This is a genomic window from Stenotrophomonas sp. YJH_SMC_10 (assembly GCF_059371555.1).
The window spans coordinates 224,983-242,257 of sequence record NZ_JCAFUS010000002.1 but is presented as its reverse complement, the minus strand read 5'-3'; the positions used below and the strand labels follow the sequence as shown (position 1 = coordinate 242,257).

Genomic DNA, 17,275 nt, shown 5'->3' with positions numbered 1-17,275 from the left:
GCCTCCGCGCATGCGCGTACTGATTGCTGAAGACGACCCGGACATCGCCTCCGGCCTGTGCGCCTCGCTGCGCCGGCAGGGGCACGTGGTCGACCACGTCGACAATGGCGCGCACGCCGACGCCGCGCTGGGCTCGACCCAGTACGCACTGCTGGTGCTGGACCTGGGCCTGCCGCAACTGGATGGCCGCGACGTGCTGCAACGCCTGCGCCAGCGCGGCGATGGCCTGGCAGTGCTGGTGGTGACCGCCCGCGACGGCCTGGCCGAGCGCGTGCGCGTGCTCGACCTCGGCGCCGACGACTACCTGGTCAAGCCGTTTGCACTGGACGAATTCGAAGCACGCGTGCGCGCACAGCTGCGCCGGGTCACCAGCAACGGCACCCCGGACCTGCGCATCGGCCGCCTGCGCCTGGACCTGGCCGGGCACCGGGTGTGGATCGACGACCAGTCACTGGAACTGACCGCACGCGAGTTCGGGCTGCTGTCGGCGCTGGCGGTACGCGCCGAGCGCATTGTGTCGCGCGCGCAGCTGGTGGAAGCCCTGTGCGACTGGGGACAGGACCTGACCGACAACGGCCTGGACATCGCCCTGCACCGCCTGCGCCGCAAGCTGCAGCCCGGTGGCATGGGCATCCGCACCGTGCGTGGGCTGGGCTACATGCTGGAAGACGCACAGGACGACAGCGCCCCGTGATCAACGGTCCCCCGAGCCTGCGCCGGCGCCTGCTCGCCTTCCTGGCGTTGCCGATGCTGGGCCTGCTCATCTTCAACACGATCCTGGCCTATTACGTTGCGCTGGACTATTCCAACCGCATCCACGACCGCAACCTGATCGACGACACGCACTCGTTCGCGCAGATGCTGAGCACCATGCCGGTGACCAGCGATCTGTCACCGCAGGCGCGCTTCCTGATCGAGTACGACCCCGACGGCCACCGCTATTTCAACGTCGACAGCAGCCGCAAGGGCACGCTCAGCGGCAATGCGGACTTCAGCCCGTATGCGCCTTCGCAGGACTGCACCGGCGTGCATCCGGCACTGTACGACGGCACGCTCAACGGCCAGCAGGTACGCATGGCCACTGTCTGCACGCGGGCGATGAACGACCCGCAGGACGAGCTGGCGGTGACGGTGGCCGAAAGCATGGCCGACCGCCGCCAGCGTGCGCGCGAGATCCTGATGATCATCATCCCGCTGATGACCATGCTGGCGCTGGGAACCGCCGCGCTGGTCTGGTTCGGCGTGACCTACGGCCTGCGCATCCTGACCCCGTTGCGGACCCGCCTGGCGCAGCGCCGGGGCGAACTGGCACCGATCTCCGACGCCGATGTACCCGAGGAGATCCAGCCGCTGATCAGCACCATCGACGACCTGTTTGCCCGCCAGGCGGAAATGATCACGCTGCAGAACCGCTTCATCGCCGACGCCGCGCACCAGCTGCGCTCGCCGCTGGCCGGCATGGCCCTGCACGTGGACCAGGCGCTGGCCCATGGAGACCCGGACACGGTACGCGAGGCCCTGCAGCACATCCGCCGCCTCAACCAGCGTACCGCGCGGGTCAGCACCCAGCTGCTGGCGCTGAGCCGGGCGCAGACCGTTCCGGAAACCGTGGAAGCGTTGGACCTGAGCGAACGGGTGCCGCACTGGGTCGGGATGCGCGTGCCCGAAGCCATCCGCGATGGCATTGATCTGGGGTACCGCGGCAGTCCCCAGCCGCTGCGCATCCTGGGCAACGGTGCCCAGCTGCAGGAGGCACTGGACAACCTGATCGACAACGCACTGCGCTATGCCGGCCGCGATGCGACCGTCACCGTCGGCGTGCACGCGCTGGACGACAATGACGTCGAACTGTACGTGGAGGACAATGGGCCAGGGGTGCCCGAGGATGTGATGCCGCGGCTGGGTGAGCGCTTCTTCCGCGCCCCCGGCACCACCGCCAGCGGCACCGGCCTGGGCCTGGCCATCGCCCATGAAGCGGTGGAGCACCTCGGCGGCCGCCTGACCTTCCTCAACCGTGCCGGTGGTGGCCTGAAAGTTGCCATCACGTTGCCGCTGCTGAAGGCCCCCTGACCCGGACCGGGGGGCTGAAAGGCTGGTGAAAATCGCGCTTGCGATCCTGACCTTCCCCACTGCCGCCCCCGGAGCCGCCAGGTGACCCAATCGCATGACTTCTTCCTCCCTGGTGGCCCGCAGGGCGTGCTGCTGGTCCACGGCCTGACCGGCACCCCGGCGGAAATGCGCATGCTCGGCAAGGGCCTGAACAACGCGGGCTTCACCGTACACGGCGTGCAGCTGCCCGGTCATTGCGGCAGCGTGGACGACCTGCTGGCGACCACCTGGGAACAGTGGTACCAGGGCGTGGAAGACGCGGCGGCAAGCCTGCGTGGCAAGGTCGACCAGTTGTTCGTCGGGGGCCTGTCGATGGGTGCGGTGCTGTCGCTGGCGCTGGCCGCGCGCCGCCCCGAGTGGGTGTCCGGGGTCGGTGTGTATGGCGCCACGTTCCGCTACGACGGCTGGAACATTCCCGCCGTGGCCCGCCTGTCGTTCCTGCTGCCGTGGTTCAAGCGCTTCAACATCGGCCGCGACCGCATGTTCATGGAAGAACCACCCTACGGCCTGCGTGACGAGCGCCTGCGCGCGCAGGTCAGCGCCGCCATGCTGTCCGGCGACAGCGCGGCCGCCGGCCTCCCGGGCAACCCCTGGCATGCACTGGCCGAGATGCGCGCCCTGAGCATCTGGACCCGCCGCCACCTGCACCAGGTCACCGCCCCCTGCCTGGTGATGCACGCCCGCGAAGACGACGTGGCCAGCATGGGCAATGCCGAACTGGTGATGTCGCGGGTCAGTGGCCCGGCGGAACTGGTGGTACTGGAAGACAGTTACCACATGATCACGATCGACCGCGAGCGCCGCGAGGTGATCCGCCGCAGCGCGCGCTTCTTCACCGGGATCGGTGAACGCAGCGGCGTGCTCAAGGCGGTGGCCTGAGATGGGGGCACTTGCCACGCTGCTGTGGCTGGCCAATGTCGTGCTCGATACCGGTGGCCAGCTCGCCTTCAAGGCCGCCGCCAGCGACCCGCAGGATGGCGAAGGACTGCAACGCTGGAAACACATGCTCAGCCGACCCTGGCTGTGGATCGGCATCGCCTGCTACGTGCTTGAGTTCGTCGCCTGGATCGCGTTCCTGTCACTTGTGCCGCTGTCCAAGGGCGTGCTGCTGGGCTCGATCAACATCGTTGCGCTGATGATCGCTGGCCGCATCCTGTTCCGCGAGAAGCTCACGCCGCTGCGGGTGACCGGCATGCTGCTGGTCACGGCGGGCGTGGCGGTGGTGGGGGCCGGCTCATGAGGCGCCTGTATGTGATCGGCTTCCCGCTGCTGATGGCCTTCGATACGCTGGCCCAGCTGTGCTTCAAGTATGCCGGCGATGCCGCGCTGCCGGTCGAGGCCAACACCGCCTGGCTGCTGCGCGTGCTGTCGCAGCCCTGGGTGTACGGCGCGATCCTGGGCTACGTCGGCGCGTTCTTCACCTGGATGAGCCTGCTGCGCCATGCGCCGATCGGCCCCGCATTCGCGGCCTCGCACCTGGAAGTGATCAGCGTGCTGCTGCTGTCGGCGTGGCTGTTGAACGAGCCACTGACCTTGCACCACCTGGTCGGTGCGGTCCTGATCGTGGCCGGCATCGTCTGCCTCGGTCGCGCCGAAGCAGACGATCCACACAGCCCCGCCGCAAGCACGCCATGAGCGCGCGGCGATGAGCCTGTTCGCGCGCGAACTGCCGCCGACGGCCGGCCTGCCGATGCGGGCCAGCGACTTCCTGCCCGGTGGCGGCGACCTGCGCGAGATCCTGGCGAACCAGCTCGGCACACCGCCGCTGCAGCTGACCTGCTCCGGCACCCATGCCCTGCTGATCGCGCTGCGCACCCTGCGCAAGCGCGCACCCAAGCGCGATACCGTGATCCTGCCGGCCTACACCTGCCCGCTGGTGCCGATCGCGGTACACAGCCTCGGCCTGCGCGTGCAGCTGTGCGATACCCGCCGTGGCCATTTCGACTTTGATCCGGCACAGCTCTCGCGCCTGGCCGATGCGCGCACCTTGGCCATCCTGCCGACCCACCTCGGCGGTCGCATCGCCGATGTCGAACGGGCCTGCGACATCGCCCGCCGCGCCGGGGCCTGGGTCATCGAAGATGCCGCGCAGGCGCTGGGCGCCCGGATCGGCAACAGCAGCGTCGGCCTGCGTGGCGACATCGGATTCTTCAGCCTGGCCGCCGGCAAGGGCCTGAGCCTGCACGAAGGCGGCCTGCTGGTCAGCCGCGATGACGAGCTGCGGGCCGCGCTGGCCGAGCATGCCGCAGAACAGGTGCGTTCCAGCCTGCGCTGGGAGCTGCTGCGCAGCGTGCAGCTGCTGGGCCTTGCCGCCTGCTACCGCCCCTCGCTGCTGTCGCTGGTGTACGGCAATCCACTGCGCAACGCGCTGCAGCGCGGTGATCTGGAAGAGGCGGTCGGTGACATTTTCCCGCTGGACATACCGCAGCACCGGGTCAGCCAATGGCGGCAGAACATCGGCGCCCACGCTGCACGGCGGCTGCCTGCGTTCCTGCAGGCCGGGCGCCTGCGCGCATTGCAGCTGCGTGTGCAGCTGGCACAGCTGCCGGCGGTGGAGGTGGTCGACGGCCTGGCCGGTACCGGCGGAACCTGGCCGATGCTGATGCTGTTGATGCCAAGCCAACGCGCCCGTGATGCCGCACTGGACGCATTGTGGCCGCGCGGCCTTGGCGCCAGCCGCATGTTCATCCATGCCCTGCCCGACTACGCCTACCTGCGCGGCGTCGTGCCGCAGGACGACATGCCCAACGCACGTGACTTCGCCGCACGCATGCTGACCGTCGGCAACAGCGCCTGGCAGACCCCTGAGGAAACCGCGGAGATCCTGCGGGCGCTGGCCGCTGCGCAGCTCTGAAACCGCGGTTTCCAGGGCATTACGCCCGTTCAGCAAGCGCGATTCCTGAACACTTTCCCCCGCCTGCGGTGCAGGCTTTCAACAGGAAAGGAACACGAAAGGCGGCCTGCCTACATTGAGCCTGCCCCGGCATCGTGCCGGACGTTTCTCTCATCGACGGACCTGCCCATGCGCTGGAGCATCCTGTGTGACTTCGACGGCACCATCAGCCTGGAAGATGTCATCGACTCGCTGCTGGAAAAGTACGGTCAGCCCGGCTGGCAGGCGCTGGAAGAGCAGTGGAAATCGGGCGTGATCGGCTCGCGTGAATGCATGCAGGGCCAGGTGCGGCTGCTGAAGCTGGACCCGGCCACGCTCGACGCGCACCTGGACCAGGTGCAGATCGATCCGGGCTTCGCGGCCTTCGTCAGCCGCGCCGAACAGCTGGGCCTGCCGCTGCGCGTCGTCAGCGACGGCCTGGACTACGCGATCCACCGCATCCTTGCCAACCATGGTCTGCCACCGCTGCCGGTGGTGGCCAACCACCTGCGCTGGTGCGAAGATCATTGGGAACTGGAGTCGCCCTACCAGGCCGAAGGGTGCCGCAGCGGGACCTGCAAGTGCACCTGCGCTGCGCAGGCGCGCGCCAACGAAGCCCCCCGCGTGCTGATGATCGGCGACGGCAGCTCGGACTTCTGCGTCTCTGAAGATGCCGACTTCGTGTTCGCCAAGCGCCGCCTGATCACCCATTGCACGAATGCCGGCATCGCGCATGCCGCCATCGATACCTTCCACGATGCAATCGCGCTGTTGCCGCGCCTGCTCGATGGCAGCCTGCTGCAGCCACGTCGCCTCGACGCCAGCCCGCAGCCCGCCGCACTGCCCCTGCTGCTGGCCACCGCCTGAGCCCTCTCCTCCACGCACGCTCCCCTGTTGCGCCCTTCCGAACGTCCTCCACGGAACCGAACTGCATGAACATTTTTGACAAGAACGCCGACGCGGCTGCCTCCGATGCGCAGCTGCTGGCCGACGAAGCCCGCTACAGTTCCTTCGGCGATACCGTCCACTACGTCGACCCGCCGAAGATCTTCCAGCGCGGCGAAGGCAGCTACATGTTCGACGGTGCGGGCGTGCCCTACCTCGACCTGCAGATGTGGTACTCGGCCTGCAACTTCGGCTACAGCAACAAGCGCCTGAACGACGCCCTGAAGGACCAGATCGACACCCTGCCGCAGGTCGCCAGCCAGTACCTGCACCCGACCCGCGTGCAGCTGGCCAAGACCATTGCCGTGGACATGCACGAGAAGTTCGGCCTCGACGGCCGCGTGCACTTCAACGTCGGCGGCGCGCAGGCCATTGAGGACTCGCTGAAGATCGTGCGCAACGCGCGCGGCGGCAAGAGCCTGATGTTCGCCTTCGAGGGCGGCTACCACGGGCGCACCCTGGGTGCATCGTCGATCACCTCCAGCTACCGCTACCGCCGCCGCTACGGCCACTTCGGCGAGCGTGCGATGTTCATCCCGTTCCCGTACCCCTTCCGTCGCCCGAAGGGCATGACCCCGGACGAGTATTCCGACCACTGCGTGTGGCAGTTCGAGCGCCTGTTCGAAAGCGAGTACAACGGCGTGTGGGATCCCAAGGTCGGCCAGGCCGAGTACGCCGCGTTCTACGTCGAGCCGATCCAGGGCACCGGCGGCTACGTCATCCCGCCGCGCAACTTCTTCACCGGCCTCAAGCGCGTGCTGGACAAGTACGGCATCCTGATGGTGGTCGATGAGATCCAGATGGGCTTCTGGCGCACCGGCAAGCTGTGGTCGATCGAGCATTTCGGCGTGACCCCGGACGTGCTGGTGTTCGGCAAGGCGCTGACCAACGGCCTGAACCCGCTGTCGGGCCTGTGGGCGCGCGAGGAGCTGATCAACCCGACCGTATTCCCGCCGGGCTCCACCCACTCCACCTTCAACTCCAACCCGCTGGGCACCCGCCTGGGCCTGGAAGTGCTGAAGCTGGGCAAGGAAATGGATTACGAGCGCACCGTGCCGGAAAAGGGCGCCTACTTCCTCGACGGCCTGCGTGGCCTGCAGAAGCGCCACCCGGAAATCGGCGACGTCGACGGCCTGGGCCTGGCCCTGCGCGCCGAGATCTGCCAGGCCGACGGCTACACCCCGAACAAGGAGCTGCTGGACCGCATGGTCGACATCGGCCTGGCCGGTGACCTGCTGCACGACGGCAAGCGCATGGGCCTCGTGCTCGATGTGGGTGGTTGGTACAAGAACGTGATCACCTTCGCGCCGTCGCTGGACATCAGCTACGAAGAGATCGACCTGGCCATCACCCTGCTCGACCAGGCGCTGACCAAGGCCAAGGGCTGAGGCCGGTGCGCCGCCGGTTCCCGTGCCGATGGAGATGACGTCACGCGCATCCAGCACCGCGCTGGAACCGGCCGCGCTGCTGGAGGGCTTCCTGGCCCACCCGCCGCTCGGATTCGAGGCAGGCCGCCTTCCCAGCGGCCTGCCGACCTTCCGTGCGCCGCTGGACCTGACCACCACGATGGACGACGGGCTGCGCGGCAGGCTGCTCGGCCTGCCGCTGTCGCGCCTGTGGCGGCCATGGATCACCTGGAAGACCCGTTTCGTCGGTGCCACCAGCACCGAGTACACCCCGTTGCCGGCGCACGTGGCGCCGGAGGCATTGGCCGAGGACGTGACGCGTCACGCGATCGGCGATGCGCGCCTGCTGGTGGTCAAGGACCTGGCGGTCGATTCGCCGCTGCTGGACGATGCCGCCAACGCCCACAGCAGCGCCTTCCTGCAGGCGCTGCTGGCACGGGGCTTCGTCGAGCTGGAAGGCATGCCACTGGCCTGGGTGGCGATCGATTTCGATTCGCTCGATGGCTATCTTGGCCGCCTGTCGTCCTCGCGCCGCAAGAACATCCGCCGCAAGCTGCGTTCGCGTGACGACCTGCAGGTCGACTGCATCGCCACCGGTGATCCGGCGCTGGCCGATCCGCGGCTGCAGGTTGAGCTGTACGCGCTGTACCTGGGCGTATACGCGCAGAGCGCGGTGCATTTCGACCAGCTCGACCTGCCCTATTTCCAGTACCTGCTGGCCGACAGCCAGGGCCAGGGACGGATGTTCCTGTACCGCCACCAGGGCCAGCTGATCGGCTGGAACCTGTGCTACGTGCATGCCGGCAAACTGGTGGACAAGTACATCGGCCTGGCCTATCCGCAGTCGCGCGAGCACAACCTGTACGCAGTCAGCTGGATGCACAACCTGGAGTACGCGCTGCAGCACGGCCTGAGCCACTACGTGGCCGGCTGGACCGACTCGCGGATCAAGGCCGAGCTGGGCGCCCGCTTCACTTCTACCCGGCACGCGATCCACGCACGCTCCCCGCTGCTGCGCGTTGCGCTGCGCAGGCTGGCGCCCTATCTGCAGGGCGAACCGGATGGAGGCGGTTGAACGATGCCGTTGCGTTCCCCGCTGATCCTGGACCTGGACGGTGGCGTGCTGCCGCTGCCCCAAGCGCAGACCCTGGCGCTGCCGCAGTGGCACGATCCACTGCGCTTCGCGTGCAGCAACGCCACCCTCGATCGTTTCGCCGCTGAAGTGCTGGCACCGCTGCCGGCCCAGCTCGGCACGGTGATGCTCGGCAGTGGTGATTTCCATCATCTCAGCCTGCCGCTGCTGCGCCGCATGCGCGCGCAGGCGCCGTTCCAGCTGGTGGTGCTGGACAACCATCCGGACAACATGCGTTTCCCGTTCGGCATGCACTGCGGTTCCTGGGTGAACGCGGCCAGCAAGCTGCCGCAGATCTCGCACGTCCATGTGCTGGGCATCACCTCCAGTGACATCGGCCTCGGCCACGCCTGGGAGAACCACTGGCGCCCGCTGATGGGCGGGCGCCTGACCTACTGGTGCATGGATGTGGACGTGGGCTGGGGCCATCGCCTCGGCATGGGCCACGCCTTCCGCCGTTTCGAGCATCCCGAGGCCCTGGTCGCCGCGTTCGCCGCCGAGCAGGCCAAGTCACCGCAGCCGACCTACCTGTCGATCGACAAGGATGTGTTCGCCGAGGACGTTGCCCGCAGCAACTGGGACCAGGGCCGCTTCCAGCTGGAACACGCGCTGGTGGTGATCGAAGCACTGCGCGCCGGTGGCCTGGTCGGCAGTGACATCACCGGCGAAGTGTCGCTGGCCCACTACCGCAGCCGCTTCAAGCGCTGGCTGTCCTCGCTGGATGGCCAGCCCGACATCCGTGCCGATGACCTGCCCGCGTGGCAGGCGCGGCACCAGCAGGTGAACCGCGAGCTGCTGGCGGCGATGGCTTCGGTGCCAACCGCCTGCTGACCGCGTCCGGTCGTGCCGGCCGCTGGCCAGCGTAGCTCCGGTAGTGCCGGCCGCTGGCCGGCAGCCTCGTTGTTCCCGGGCGCATGCGGATGCCGGCCAGCGGCCGGCACTACACTGGACTCCCGCCCCGGAGCCGCCGCGATGCCCCAGACCGTCATCCCGCAACTGCGCATGCGCCACGCCGATACCACCCTGCCGTTCTACGTGCAGGGACTGGGTTTCGTGGTCGACTGGGAACACCGCTTCGAACCAGGCTTCCCACTGTTCGCCCAGCTCACCCGCGACGGCCAGACGATCTTCCTCACCGAGCACAGCGGCGATTGTGAAGTCGGCGGCGCGGTGTACTTCATCGTCGAGGACGTAGACGCCCTGCACCGCGCCTTCAGCGCTGCCAACGTGCCGATCGAACAGCCGCCGCATGACACCGAATGGGGCAGCCGCGAGATGCGGCTGCGCGACCCCGACGGCAACCGCCTGCGCTTTGCCACCGACGTGGACTGAACGATGCGGCCTTGAGCTGGATATACGAAACATATACGATTCATATATTCACCCCTCCAGGACCGCCCATGGGCATCGTCAACATCGATGACACCCTGCACGACCAGCTGCGCCGTGCCTGCACCGTTTCCAGCCGCTCGATCAACGCCCAGGCCAACTTCTGGATCCGGGTCGGCATGCTGTGCGAAATGAACCCGACGCTGAGTTTCCAGGACATCGTCGCCAGTGAACTGCGCGCGGCCGGGGTGCAGCCGCCGCTGCTGGCGCCAGGTCAGGCCTGAGTCCATGGGCATCATCAAACGGCCGGAAGAAGTTGAGCTGATGGCCGGATCCGGGCGCCTGCTGGCACAGGTGTTCGCCGCGCTCGACCGGTTGCCGCTGCAAGGACGCAGCACGATGGAGATCAATGACTTCGTCGAGCGCATGATCGTTGACGAGCTGCAGGCGCGGCCGGCCAGCAAGGGCCAATACGGCTTCCCGTATGTGCTCAACACCTCGATCGACAACGTGATCTGCCACGGCGTGCCCAGCACCACCGACGTGCTGCGCAACGGCCAGATCGTCAACCTCGACATCACCCTGGAGAAGAACGGCTACATCGCCGACTCCAGCACCACCTACCTGGTCGGTGAGGTCGACTACGCCGCGCGCAGGCTGGTGCAGGCGACCTACCAGGCGATGTGGAAAGGCATCGCCGCAGTGCGCCCCGGCGCGCGCCTGGGCGACATCGGCCACGCCATTGCCCGCCACGCGCGCAGCCACGGCTACAGCGTGGTGAAAGAGTACTGCGGCCATGGCATTGGCCAGGAGATGCACGAGGAACCGCAGGTCCTGCACTACGGCCATCCCAACACCGGCCTGGTGCTGGAAGAAGGCATGGTGTTCACCATCGAGCCGATGCTCAACCAGGGCAAGCCGGCCATCCGCCAGCAGCCGGACCAATGGCCGGTCTACACCCGCGACGGCAAGCTGTCGGCGCAGTTCGAACACACGGTGGCGGTAACCCGCAACGGCGTGCGCGTGCTGACCCTGCGCCCCGGCGAAGCGCCACTGTGCGCGGTGGACGCGGCCTAGAGCGGGCGCACCAGCAACAGTGTCGCCAGGCAGAACATGAAGACCGCCACGGCGGCATCCAGCACCCGCCAGGCACCTGGCCTGCGGAACACCGGCTGCAACAGTCGCGCGCCATAGCCCAGCGTGCAGAACCAGGCCACGCTGGCCAGGCACGCCCCGGCGCCGAAGGCCCAGCGCAGGTCACCCGGATAGCGCGTGGACAGGCTGCCCAGCAGCACCACGGTATCCAGGTAGACGTGCGGATTGAGCAGGGTGAAGGCCAGGCAGGTCAGCAGCACCTGGCGCGCACTGCCGGCCTGCGCCTCGGCCGCGGCCAGTACGCTGCCACCGCGCCACGCGCGCAGCCCGGCCTGCACGCCATACCAGAGCAGGAACGCCGCGCCACCGAAGCGCAGCACCTGCAGCAGCAGCGGCCACTGCAGCACCAGTGCACCCATGCCGCCCACGCCGGCCAGGATCAACGCGATATCCGCGCCGGCGCAGGCCAGCACCACCCTGCCCACATGCCGCTGCTGCAGGCCCTGGCGCAGCACGAAGGCGTTCTGCGCACCGATGGCGATGATGAGGCCGGCGCCTGCGAACAGGCCGGCAGCGAAAGCGGTGATCCACATCAGGAACGGGCCAGGCGGCAGGAGGACGCGCAGGGTGCGGCCGATGGCCACCTTCAGGCAATCTTGTTTTTCTTTATCCTGTACAGAAAAACTGAAGAGGCGCCGGCGTGGACCTGGTACATCCGCAACTGTCCGCATTCGCTGCCGTGCTGGAAGAAGGCAGCTTCGAGGCTGCGGCACGCCGCCTGTCGATCAGCCCGTCGGCACTGTCGCAACGGATCAGGGCACTGGAAGACCGGCTCGGCCAAGTGCTGCTGGTGCGCCAGGCCCCGTGCCGGCCTACCGCCGCCGGTGAGGCGCTGCTGCGCCGCGTGCGACCGATGCAGGCACTGGAAGCCGAGGCCCTGGCCGAGTTGCTGCCCGAACGCGGCAGCGACGCCGGACGCAGGCCAATCCCGCTGGCGGTCAACGATGACTCGCTCGATACATGGTTCGTGCCGGCCGTCGCCGACCTCCACCAGCGCCATGGCTACCTGTTCGACCTGCGCATGGACGACCAGGACCACACCCTGCAACTGCTGCGCGATGGCAGCGTGCTGGGTGCGGTCACTGCCGAAGGCCGGCCGGTGAAGGGCTGCAACGTGCACCCGCTGGGCGCCATGCGCTACCAGGCAATTGCTTCGTCCGCCTTCGCCCGCCGGTACTTCAGCGATGGCATGCAGGCCGCAACCCTGGCGCACGCACCGATGCTGGTGTTCAACCGCAAAGATGAACTGCAATGGCGCTTCGTGCGACGGCTGACCCGCGCCCGACTGCAGCCGCCGCTACACTACCTGCCCTCCTCCACCGGCTTCGTCGAAGCCGCTGCGTGCGGACTCGGCTGGGGCATGGCCCCGGAAACCCTGGTCGCGCCCGCCGTGCGCGCCGGCCGCGTGGTGGTACTGGAACCCCGCCGCTGGCTCGATGTGCCCCTGTACTGGCAGCATGCCGCCGTGCGCTCAAGCACGCTGCAGCACATCACTCAGGCGCTGCGCACTGCGGCCAGCGGCACCCTTCGTTGAGGACGAGACGATGACCGCAGACCCCGGCTTCACACCAGGCGCACTACCTTTTGCGCACTTCTTTACCACTGGGACGGCATGGGCGTGATCGGCCGACGTACAGGGACGCACCGCGCGAAGGCCGTGCTGGCGCTGGCAGCCTGCCTGCCATTCGCCGCACCCGCGCAGACCACCAGCGACGCACCGGCATTGGACTGGGAACAGGCACGGCAACGCCTGGAGCAGGTCTCCGATGCGTTGGCCGCTGCCGATGCCGCCGTGCGCAACAAGCAGGACCTGCAGGACGCCACCCGGCTGCTGCGCCTGCCGGAGATCACCGGCGAAGTGCGCCGCCTGCAGTTCCAGAAGACGCTCACCCTGCCGCTGGGCTCACTGGCGCCGGTGGCTGAAGCCTTCGGCATCGATTCGCCGCTGTCGTTCACCGAGCGCGACTGGCGCACCCGTCCAGTGGTCACCGCAGTGTTGCCGCTGTACACCGGCGGCGTGATCCCGGCCGCGCAGCGTGCGGCCAGTGCCGCCCACGAACAGGCCAGCGCCGAGCGCGAAGCACAACGCCAATCGCTGACCGTGCAGCTGGCCCAGGCCTACTTCGGGCAGCGCCTGGCCGAGCAGGCGGTGGACGTGCGCCGCGATGTGCGCGATGGCCTCAACCGCCACCTGTCCGACGCAGAGAAGCTGGAACGCGAGGGTTTCGCCACCCGTGCGCAGCGCCTGCAGGCCACCGTGGCCCGCGACAAGGCCGAGCGTGAGTACCAGAAGACAGTGAACGACCTGGCCACGCTCAAGGCTGCACTGGCCACGCTGCTGCGCAGTGGCGGCGATGTGCAGCCGATGTCGCCGCTGTTCGTGCAGCGTGCGCCGCTGGAACCGGTTGCCAGCTTCGAGCGCACCGCGCAGGCACGGCAGCCACAGATCGCGCGCCTGCGGGCGATGGTGGCGCAGGCCGAACAGGGCGTGCGCGTGCAGCAGGCCAAGCTGAAGCCACAGATCTTCGCCTTCGGCCAGTACGACTTCCGCCGCCGCGACGAGATGCTGACCGATCCGGACTGGGCATTCGGCATCGGCCTGAAGTACACCTTCCTGTCGCCGAACTCGCGGCCGGCGCAGATCAGCGCCGCGCGTGCGCAGCAGGACCAGGCCGAAGCAGGCCTGCGCGAGGCCGAGAACCAGGTCGCACTGGGCGTGCGCAAGGCCTGGAACGAGCTGGAAACCGCACGCCAGCAGTACGTGCTGCTCGACAGCAGCATCGCCCAGGCGCAGGAAAACCTGCGCCTGCAGGAGCTGGCGTTCCGCGAAGGCCAGGCCACCTCGCTGGATGTGATCGACGCGCGGCTCGGCCTGGGCGGCGCCCGTGTCGAGCGCGCACAGGCCGCCTACCAATACGATATTGCGCTGGCACAGTTGCTGGAGGTCAGTGGACAGATGGACCGTTTCGAAGAGTTCCGGCGGCGTGCGGACGAGGTGATCGACCATGAGTGATGTGCTGCACGACGATGCGACGACGCCCCCGGGCAAGCGCCGGTTGGGACCAATCCTGGTGGTGGTGCTGCTGGTCGTGGTGGTGCTCGGCCTGTGGCTGGCCTGGCGCAGCCCTGGCGACCAGATCCAGGGCATGGCCGATGCGGACACGATCAACGTGGCCGCCAAGATCACCGCGCGCGTGGCCGAACTGAAGGTGCGCGAGGGCGACCGCGTGCAGGCCGGGCAGGTGCTGTTCCTGCTCGACAGCCCCGAAGTGGCCGCCAAGGAACAGCAGGCGCATGGCGCTTTGGCCGCTGCGCAGGCAGTGGCCGACAAGGCCGACGAAGGCGCGCGCAGCGAAGACATCCGCGCCGCCGAAGCGAACTGGAGGCGCGCCGAAGCAGGCGCGACGCTGGCCGAAGCGACCTACCAGCGCGTGCAGAACCTGTTCAACGAAGGGGTGATGACCCGGCAGAAGCGTGATGAAGCGCAGGCCCAGGCCACCAGTTCGCGTGAGCTGGCCCGTGCCGCACGCGCGCAGTACGACATGGCCCTGGCCGGCGCGCGTGAGCAGGACAAGCGCGCCGCGCAGGGCCAGGTGCAGCAGGCCCAGGGCGCGGTGGCCGAAGTCAACGCCGCGCGTGTCGAGGTGGAAGGACGCGCGCCGGTGGCGGGCGAGATCAACAAGCGCATGGCCGACCCGGGCGAACTGGTGCCGGCCGGCTACCCGGTGTTCACCCTGGTCGACATCGACCGCATGTGGGTGGCGATGAACCTGCGCGAATCGCAGATGCAGGGCCTGAAGGTCGGCAGCAAGCTGAAAGGCAGCGTGCCGGCGCTCCGCCAGGACGGCGAGTTCGAGGTCTATTTCATCAACCCGGCTGGCGACTATGCGACCTGGCGTACCACCCGCCAGTCGTCCGGCTACGATGTCCGCAGCTTCGAGGTGCGGGTGCGCCCGGTACGCCGCATCGAGGGCTTCCGCCCTGGCATGAGCGTGCTGTTCGCATGGCCCCAGCACTGAGCCCCGGCCAGGCTGGCTTCTCCGCTTCCTGGCGGCGCGAGCTGCGGTCGCTGCGCAGCAACCGCGCCGACCTGATGCTGGTCACCCTGCTGCCGCTGCTGATGCTGGCGGTGATGGCATGGATGTTCACGCCCTCGGTGATGCGCGATATCCCGATCGCCGTGGTCGACCTCGACCACAGCAGTGACAGCCGCCTGCTGCTGCGCATGCTCGACGCCAGTCCCGGCGTGCGCGTCGCCAGCCAGCCGATCGATCTGGAAGAAGCACGTTCGCAGCTGCGCAGGCTGGACGTGTTCGCGATCGTGCTGGTGCCGCGCGATGTCACCCGGCAGGCGCTGCGTGGGCGCCAGGGCACGGTGTTTGCCTATTACAACGCCACCTACATGACCACCGGCCAGTCGGCGTCGCGCGACATCGGCGACGCGGTTTCCGCATGGAACGCACGCCTGCTGCGCGAGCGCATCGGCCTGCAGGTCGGCCCGGGCAAGCTGCGCGCGGCACCCATCGCGGTGCAGTCGGACATTCTGTACAACCCGGCGCGCAGCTACGAGCTGTTCCTGCTGCCGTTGATCTTCCCGGCGGTATTGTCGCTGGTACTGGCACTTGCGGTGGCCGGCAGCCTTGGACGCGAGATCCGCGACGGCACCCTGCCCGCCTGGCTGGGCCGCGCGCCGTGGGCGGCGATTGCCGGCAAGGTCGCGCCGTACATCCTGCTGTTCTCGGTGTATGGCGCGCTCGGCATCGGCTACCTGGCCTGGCTGCGTGGCGATGGCGTGGCGGGCAGCGTATTCCTGCTGCTGCTCGCACAGCCGCTGTTCTACCTGGCCACGGCCGCCTACGCATTGTTCTTCGTCGGCGTCACCCGTGACATGGGTACTGCGCTGTCGGCGGTCGGCCTCAGCATTGGCACCGCGCTTGCATTCTCCAGCGCCACCTTCCCGGTGCTCGACGGTCCCTTGTTCACCCGCGTCTGGCATCAGCTGCTGCCCCTCAGCGCCTACATCAAGCTGCAGACCCAGCAGCAGTTCATCGGTTCGCCGCTGCAGGTTTCGCTGGGGCCGTTGGCCACATTGCTGCTGATGGCGGGGGTCGCAGGTGGCATTGGCGGCCTGCGCCTGATCGCCTTTGCACGCACACCCGCCGCCGCACGACCCGCAGGGGCCGACGCATGAGCGCACTCTGGCGCAGCCTGCGGCAGACCTTGATGGCGGTGCTCTGCGACCGCTACGCGATCGTGGTGATGGTCGGTGCGGTGATCCTGTACTCGTTCTTCTATCCAGCCGCCTACCGGCACCAGGTGGCCGGCAACCTGCCGGTGCTGGTGGTGGACGAAGACCACAGCGCGACCAGCCGCGAGCTGCTGCGCAAGCTCGACGCACTGCGCGTCGCGCGCGTGGTCGGGCAACCGGCGGACGTCGACAGCGCACGCCGGCAGCTCGAAGCCGGCCATGCCGAAGGCATCGTCGTGATCCCGGCCAACCTGGAACGCGACATCCTGCGCGGCCATCCGGCCAAGCTGGTATTGCTTGGCAACGGTGCCTACCTGGGCCGCGCCAGCTGGGTGCTGGGCAGCGTGGCTGATGCGCTGGGTGCGTTCGGGCGTGATGCCGTGGTCGGCCAGGCCGCCTTCATGGGTGCACCGCAGGCACCGCCGGTCACGCTTGTGCAGCGCCCGCTGTACAACACGCAGGAAGGCTATGGCAGCGCCATCGTACCCGGCGTGGCCGAACTGATCGTGCACCAGACGCTGCTGATGGGCATCGGCGTCCTGCTCGGCGGCCGCCGCCTTGCACTCGGCCGGCGCCTGCGCTTCGACCTGCCGACGCTGGCCGGCATGGCACTGGGCTTCGGCCTGATCGGCCTGTTCGGCCTGTTCTGGTATGCCGGTTTCACTGCCTGGGTGCAGGACTATCCACGCGGCGGCAACCCGCTGGGCCAGCTGCTGGGTGGCACGCTGTTCATTGCGGCGACGGTGGCCTTCGGCCTGTTCGTCGGCAGCTTCTTCCGCACCCGCGAGCGCGCCTTCCAGTACATCATCGCCACCTCGATCCCGCTGTTCTTCCTGGCCAACCTGTCGTGGCCGGCGGTGATGACGCCGCAACCACTGGTCTGGCTGGCACAGCTGCTGCCGACCACCTCGGGCATCAACCTGATGGTCCGCCTGAACCAGATGGACGCCCGCCTGGCCGACGTCAGCCACGAACTGATCACCCTCACCGTCCTGCTGCTGCTCTACGGCAGCCTCGCCACCTGGCGCCTCCTCGCCCGAAAAGGGGACGGAGGGGATTAAGTCGTAAGCGGCCTGTTC

General features: G+C 68.2%; 19 protein-coding genes. 18 read left to right on the top strand and 1 reads right to left on the bottom strand.

The window, feature by feature from the left end; all coding sequences use genetic code 11:
* Positions 1-10 precede the first annotated feature (10 nt).
* The 13 genes from AC5P9C_RS04455 (at position 11) to map (ending at position 10,870) form a co-directional block, all read left to right on the top strand.
* Complete coding sequence (locus AC5P9C_RS04455; RefSeq protein WP_049464871.1) at positions 11-694, top strand: response regulator; 684 nt, start codon at positions 11-13, stop codon at positions 692-694.
* Entirely contained in the window at positions 691-2,070 is a 1,380-nt protein-coding gene (locus tag AC5P9C_RS04450; RefSeq protein ID WP_164688204.1) for an ATP-binding protein, read from the top strand. The genes AC5P9C_RS04455 and AC5P9C_RS04450 overlap by 4 nt, the downstream gene beginning before the upstream one ends.
* 81 nt (positions 2,071-2,151) lie before the next feature.
* Complete coding sequence (locus AC5P9C_RS04445) at positions 2,152-2,988, top strand: alpha/beta hydrolase (protein ID WP_130768595.1); 837 nt, start codon at positions 2,152-2,154, stop codon at positions 2,986-2,988.
* Position 2,989: 1 nt separating this feature from the next.
* A complete protein-coding gene (locus AC5P9C_RS04440) occupies positions 2,990-3,349 on the top strand; it encodes an EamA family transporter (RefSeq protein WP_014646430.1) in 360 nt (119 codons plus the stop codon).
* The gene (locus AC5P9C_RS04435; RefSeq protein WP_053462503.1) at positions 3,346-3,744 is read left to right on the top strand and encodes a DMT family transporter; all 399 of its coding nucleotides are present in this window, start codon (positions 3,346-3,348) and stop codon (positions 3,742-3,744) included. Before AC5P9C_RS04440 ends, AC5P9C_RS04435 begins: the two co-directional genes overlap by 4 nt.
* Positions 3,745-3,754: 10 nt before the next feature.
* Complete coding sequence (locus AC5P9C_RS04430; protein WP_343542384.1) at positions 3,755-4,963, top strand: DegT/DnrJ/EryC1/StrS family aminotransferase; 1,209 nt, start codon at positions 3,755-3,757, stop codon at positions 4,961-4,963.
* 168 nt (positions 4,964-5,131) lie between these two features.
* Positions 5,132-5,848, top strand: a complete 717-nt coding sequence (locus tag AC5P9C_RS04425) for an MtnX-like HAD-IB family phosphatase (protein ID WP_343542386.1) — start codon at positions 5,132-5,134, stop codon at positions 5,846-5,848.
* A 65-nt stretch (positions 5,849-5,913) separates the two neighbouring features.
* A complete protein-coding gene (locus tag AC5P9C_RS04420; RefSeq protein WP_005408663.1) occupies positions 5,914-7,314 on the top strand; it encodes an aspartate aminotransferase family protein in 1,401 nt (466 codons plus the stop codon).
* 28 nt (positions 7,315-7,342) lie between these two features.
* Positions 7,343-8,407, top strand: coding sequence for a GNAT family N-acetyltransferase (locus tag AC5P9C_RS04415; RefSeq protein ID WP_154330291.1), 1,065 nt, complete (start codon positions 7,343-7,345; stop codon positions 8,405-8,407).
* Between the two features lie 3 nt (positions 8,408-8,410).
* Positions 8,411-9,295, top strand: a complete 885-nt coding sequence (locus AC5P9C_RS04410; RefSeq protein ID WP_130768601.1) for an arginase family protein — start codon at positions 8,411-8,413, stop codon at positions 9,293-9,295.
* 141 nt (positions 9,296-9,436) lie between these two features.
* Complete coding sequence (locus AC5P9C_RS04405; RefSeq protein ID WP_049464885.1) at positions 9,437-9,796, top strand: bleomycin resistance protein; 360 nt, start codon at positions 9,437-9,439, stop codon at positions 9,794-9,796.
* Positions 9,797-9,864: 68 nt separating this feature from the next.
* Positions 9,865-10,077, top strand: coding sequence for a ParD-like family protein (locus AC5P9C_RS04400; RefSeq protein WP_019659200.1), 213 nt, complete (start codon positions 9,865-9,867; stop codon positions 10,075-10,077).
* A gap of 10 nt (positions 10,078-10,087) precedes the next feature.
* Positions 10,088-10,870 (top strand): type I methionyl aminopeptidase, encoded by a 783-nt coding sequence (map, locus tag AC5P9C_RS04395; RefSeq protein WP_182068214.1) that lies wholly within the window; start codon positions 10,088-10,090, stop codon positions 10,868-10,870.
* Here map and AC5P9C_RS04390 read toward each other — a convergent pair.
* Positions 10,867-11,481: a LysE/ArgO family amino acid transporter gene (locus tag AC5P9C_RS04390; RefSeq protein WP_053462651.1), complete on the bottom strand. Its 615-nt coding sequence runs from the start codon at positions 11,479-11,481 to the stop codon at positions 10,867-10,869. The two genes, map and AC5P9C_RS04390, sit on opposite strands and share 4 nt — an antisense overlap.
* 107 nt (positions 11,482-11,588) lie before the next feature.
* Between AC5P9C_RS04390 and AC5P9C_RS04385 the strand changes: the two genes are divergently transcribed.
* The 5 genes from AC5P9C_RS04385 (at position 11,589) to AC5P9C_RS04365 (ending at position 17,257) form a co-directional block, all read left to right on the top strand.
* A complete protein-coding gene (locus AC5P9C_RS04385) occupies positions 11,589-12,482 on the top strand; it encodes a LysR family transcriptional regulator ArgP (protein WP_343543118.1) in 894 nt (297 codons plus the stop codon).
* Between the two features lie 78 nt (positions 12,483-12,560).
* Entirely contained in the window at positions 12,561-13,961 is a 1,401-nt protein-coding gene (locus tag AC5P9C_RS04380) for a TolC family protein (protein ID WP_414615071.1), read from the top strand.
* Positions 13,954-14,967, top strand: coding sequence for an HlyD family secretion protein (locus tag AC5P9C_RS04375; RefSeq protein ID WP_414615070.1), 1,014 nt, complete (start codon positions 13,954-13,956; stop codon positions 14,965-14,967). The genes AC5P9C_RS04380 and AC5P9C_RS04375 overlap by 8 nt, the downstream gene beginning before the upstream one ends.
* The gene (locus AC5P9C_RS04370; protein WP_103282661.1) at positions 14,952-16,139 is read left to right on the top strand and encodes an ABC transporter permease; all 1,188 of its coding nucleotides are present in this window, start codon (positions 14,952-14,954) and stop codon (positions 16,137-16,139) included. The genes AC5P9C_RS04375 and AC5P9C_RS04370 overlap by 16 nt, the downstream gene beginning before the upstream one ends.
* A complete protein-coding gene (locus AC5P9C_RS04365; protein WP_167522414.1) occupies positions 16,136-17,257 on the top strand; it encodes an ABC transporter permease in 1,122 nt (373 codons plus the stop codon). Before AC5P9C_RS04370 ends, AC5P9C_RS04365 begins: the two co-directional genes overlap by 4 nt.
* The last annotated feature ends 18 nt before the right edge of the window (positions 17,258-17,275 follow it).

What these genes read in the sequence shown, in the direction of transcription:
- AC5P9C_RS04455 (WP_049464871.1), top strand. Translation starts at nt 11, where the DNA reads ATGCGCGTACTGATTGCTGAAGACGACCCGGACATCGCCTCCGGCCTG.
- AC5P9C_RS04440 (WP_014646430.1), top strand. Translation starts at nt 2,990, where the DNA reads ATGGGGGCACTTGCCACGCTGCTGTGGCTGGCCAATGTCGTGCTCGAT.
- AC5P9C_RS04435 (WP_053462503.1), top strand. Translation starts at nt 3,346, where the DNA reads ATGAGGCGCCTGTATGTGATCGGCTTCCCGCTGCTGATGGCCTTCGAT.
- AC5P9C_RS04430 (WP_343542384.1), top strand. Translation starts at nt 3,755, where the DNA reads ATGAGCCTGTTCGCGCGCGAACTGCCGCCGACGGCCGGCCTGCCGATG.
- AC5P9C_RS04425 (WP_343542386.1), top strand. Translation starts at nt 5,132, where the DNA reads ATGCGCTGGAGCATCCTGTGTGACTTCGACGGCACCATCAGCCTGGAA.
- AC5P9C_RS04420 (WP_005408663.1), top strand. Translation starts at nt 5,914, where the DNA reads ATGAACATTTTTGACAAGAACGCCGACGCGGCTGCCTCCGATGCGCAG.
- AC5P9C_RS04415 (WP_154330291.1), top strand. Translation starts at nt 7,343, where the DNA reads ATGGAGATGACGTCACGCGCATCCAGCACCGCGCTGGAACCGGCCGCG.
- AC5P9C_RS04410 (WP_130768601.1), top strand. Translation starts at nt 8,411, where the DNA reads ATGCCGTTGCGTTCCCCGCTGATCCTGGACCTGGACGGTGGCGTGCTG.
- AC5P9C_RS04405 (WP_049464885.1), top strand. Translation starts at nt 9,437, where the DNA reads ATGCCCCAGACCGTCATCCCGCAACTGCGCATGCGCCACGCCGATACC.
- AC5P9C_RS04400 (WP_019659200.1), top strand. Translation starts at nt 9,865, where the DNA reads ATGGGCATCGTCAACATCGATGACACCCTGCACGACCAGCTGCGCCGT.
- AC5P9C_RS04390 (WP_053462651.1), bottom strand. Translation starts at nt 11,481, where the DNA reads ATGTGGATCACCGCTTTCGCTGCCGGCCTGTTCGCAGGCGCCGGCCTC.
- AC5P9C_RS04380 (WP_414615071.1), top strand. Translation starts at nt 12,561, where the DNA reads ATGGGCGTGATCGGCCGACGTACAGGGACGCACCGCGCGAAGGCCGTG.
- AC5P9C_RS04375 (WP_414615070.1), top strand. Translation starts at nt 13,954, where the DNA reads ATGAGTGATGTGCTGCACGACGATGCGACGACGCCCCCGGGCAAGCGC.
- AC5P9C_RS04370 (WP_103282661.1), top strand. Translation starts at nt 14,952, where the DNA reads ATGGCCCCAGCACTGAGCCCCGGCCAGGCTGGCTTCTCCGCTTCCTGG.
- AC5P9C_RS04365 (WP_167522414.1), top strand. Translation starts at nt 16,136, where the DNA reads ATGAGCGCACTCTGGCGCAGCCTGCGGCAGACCTTGATGGCGGTGCTC.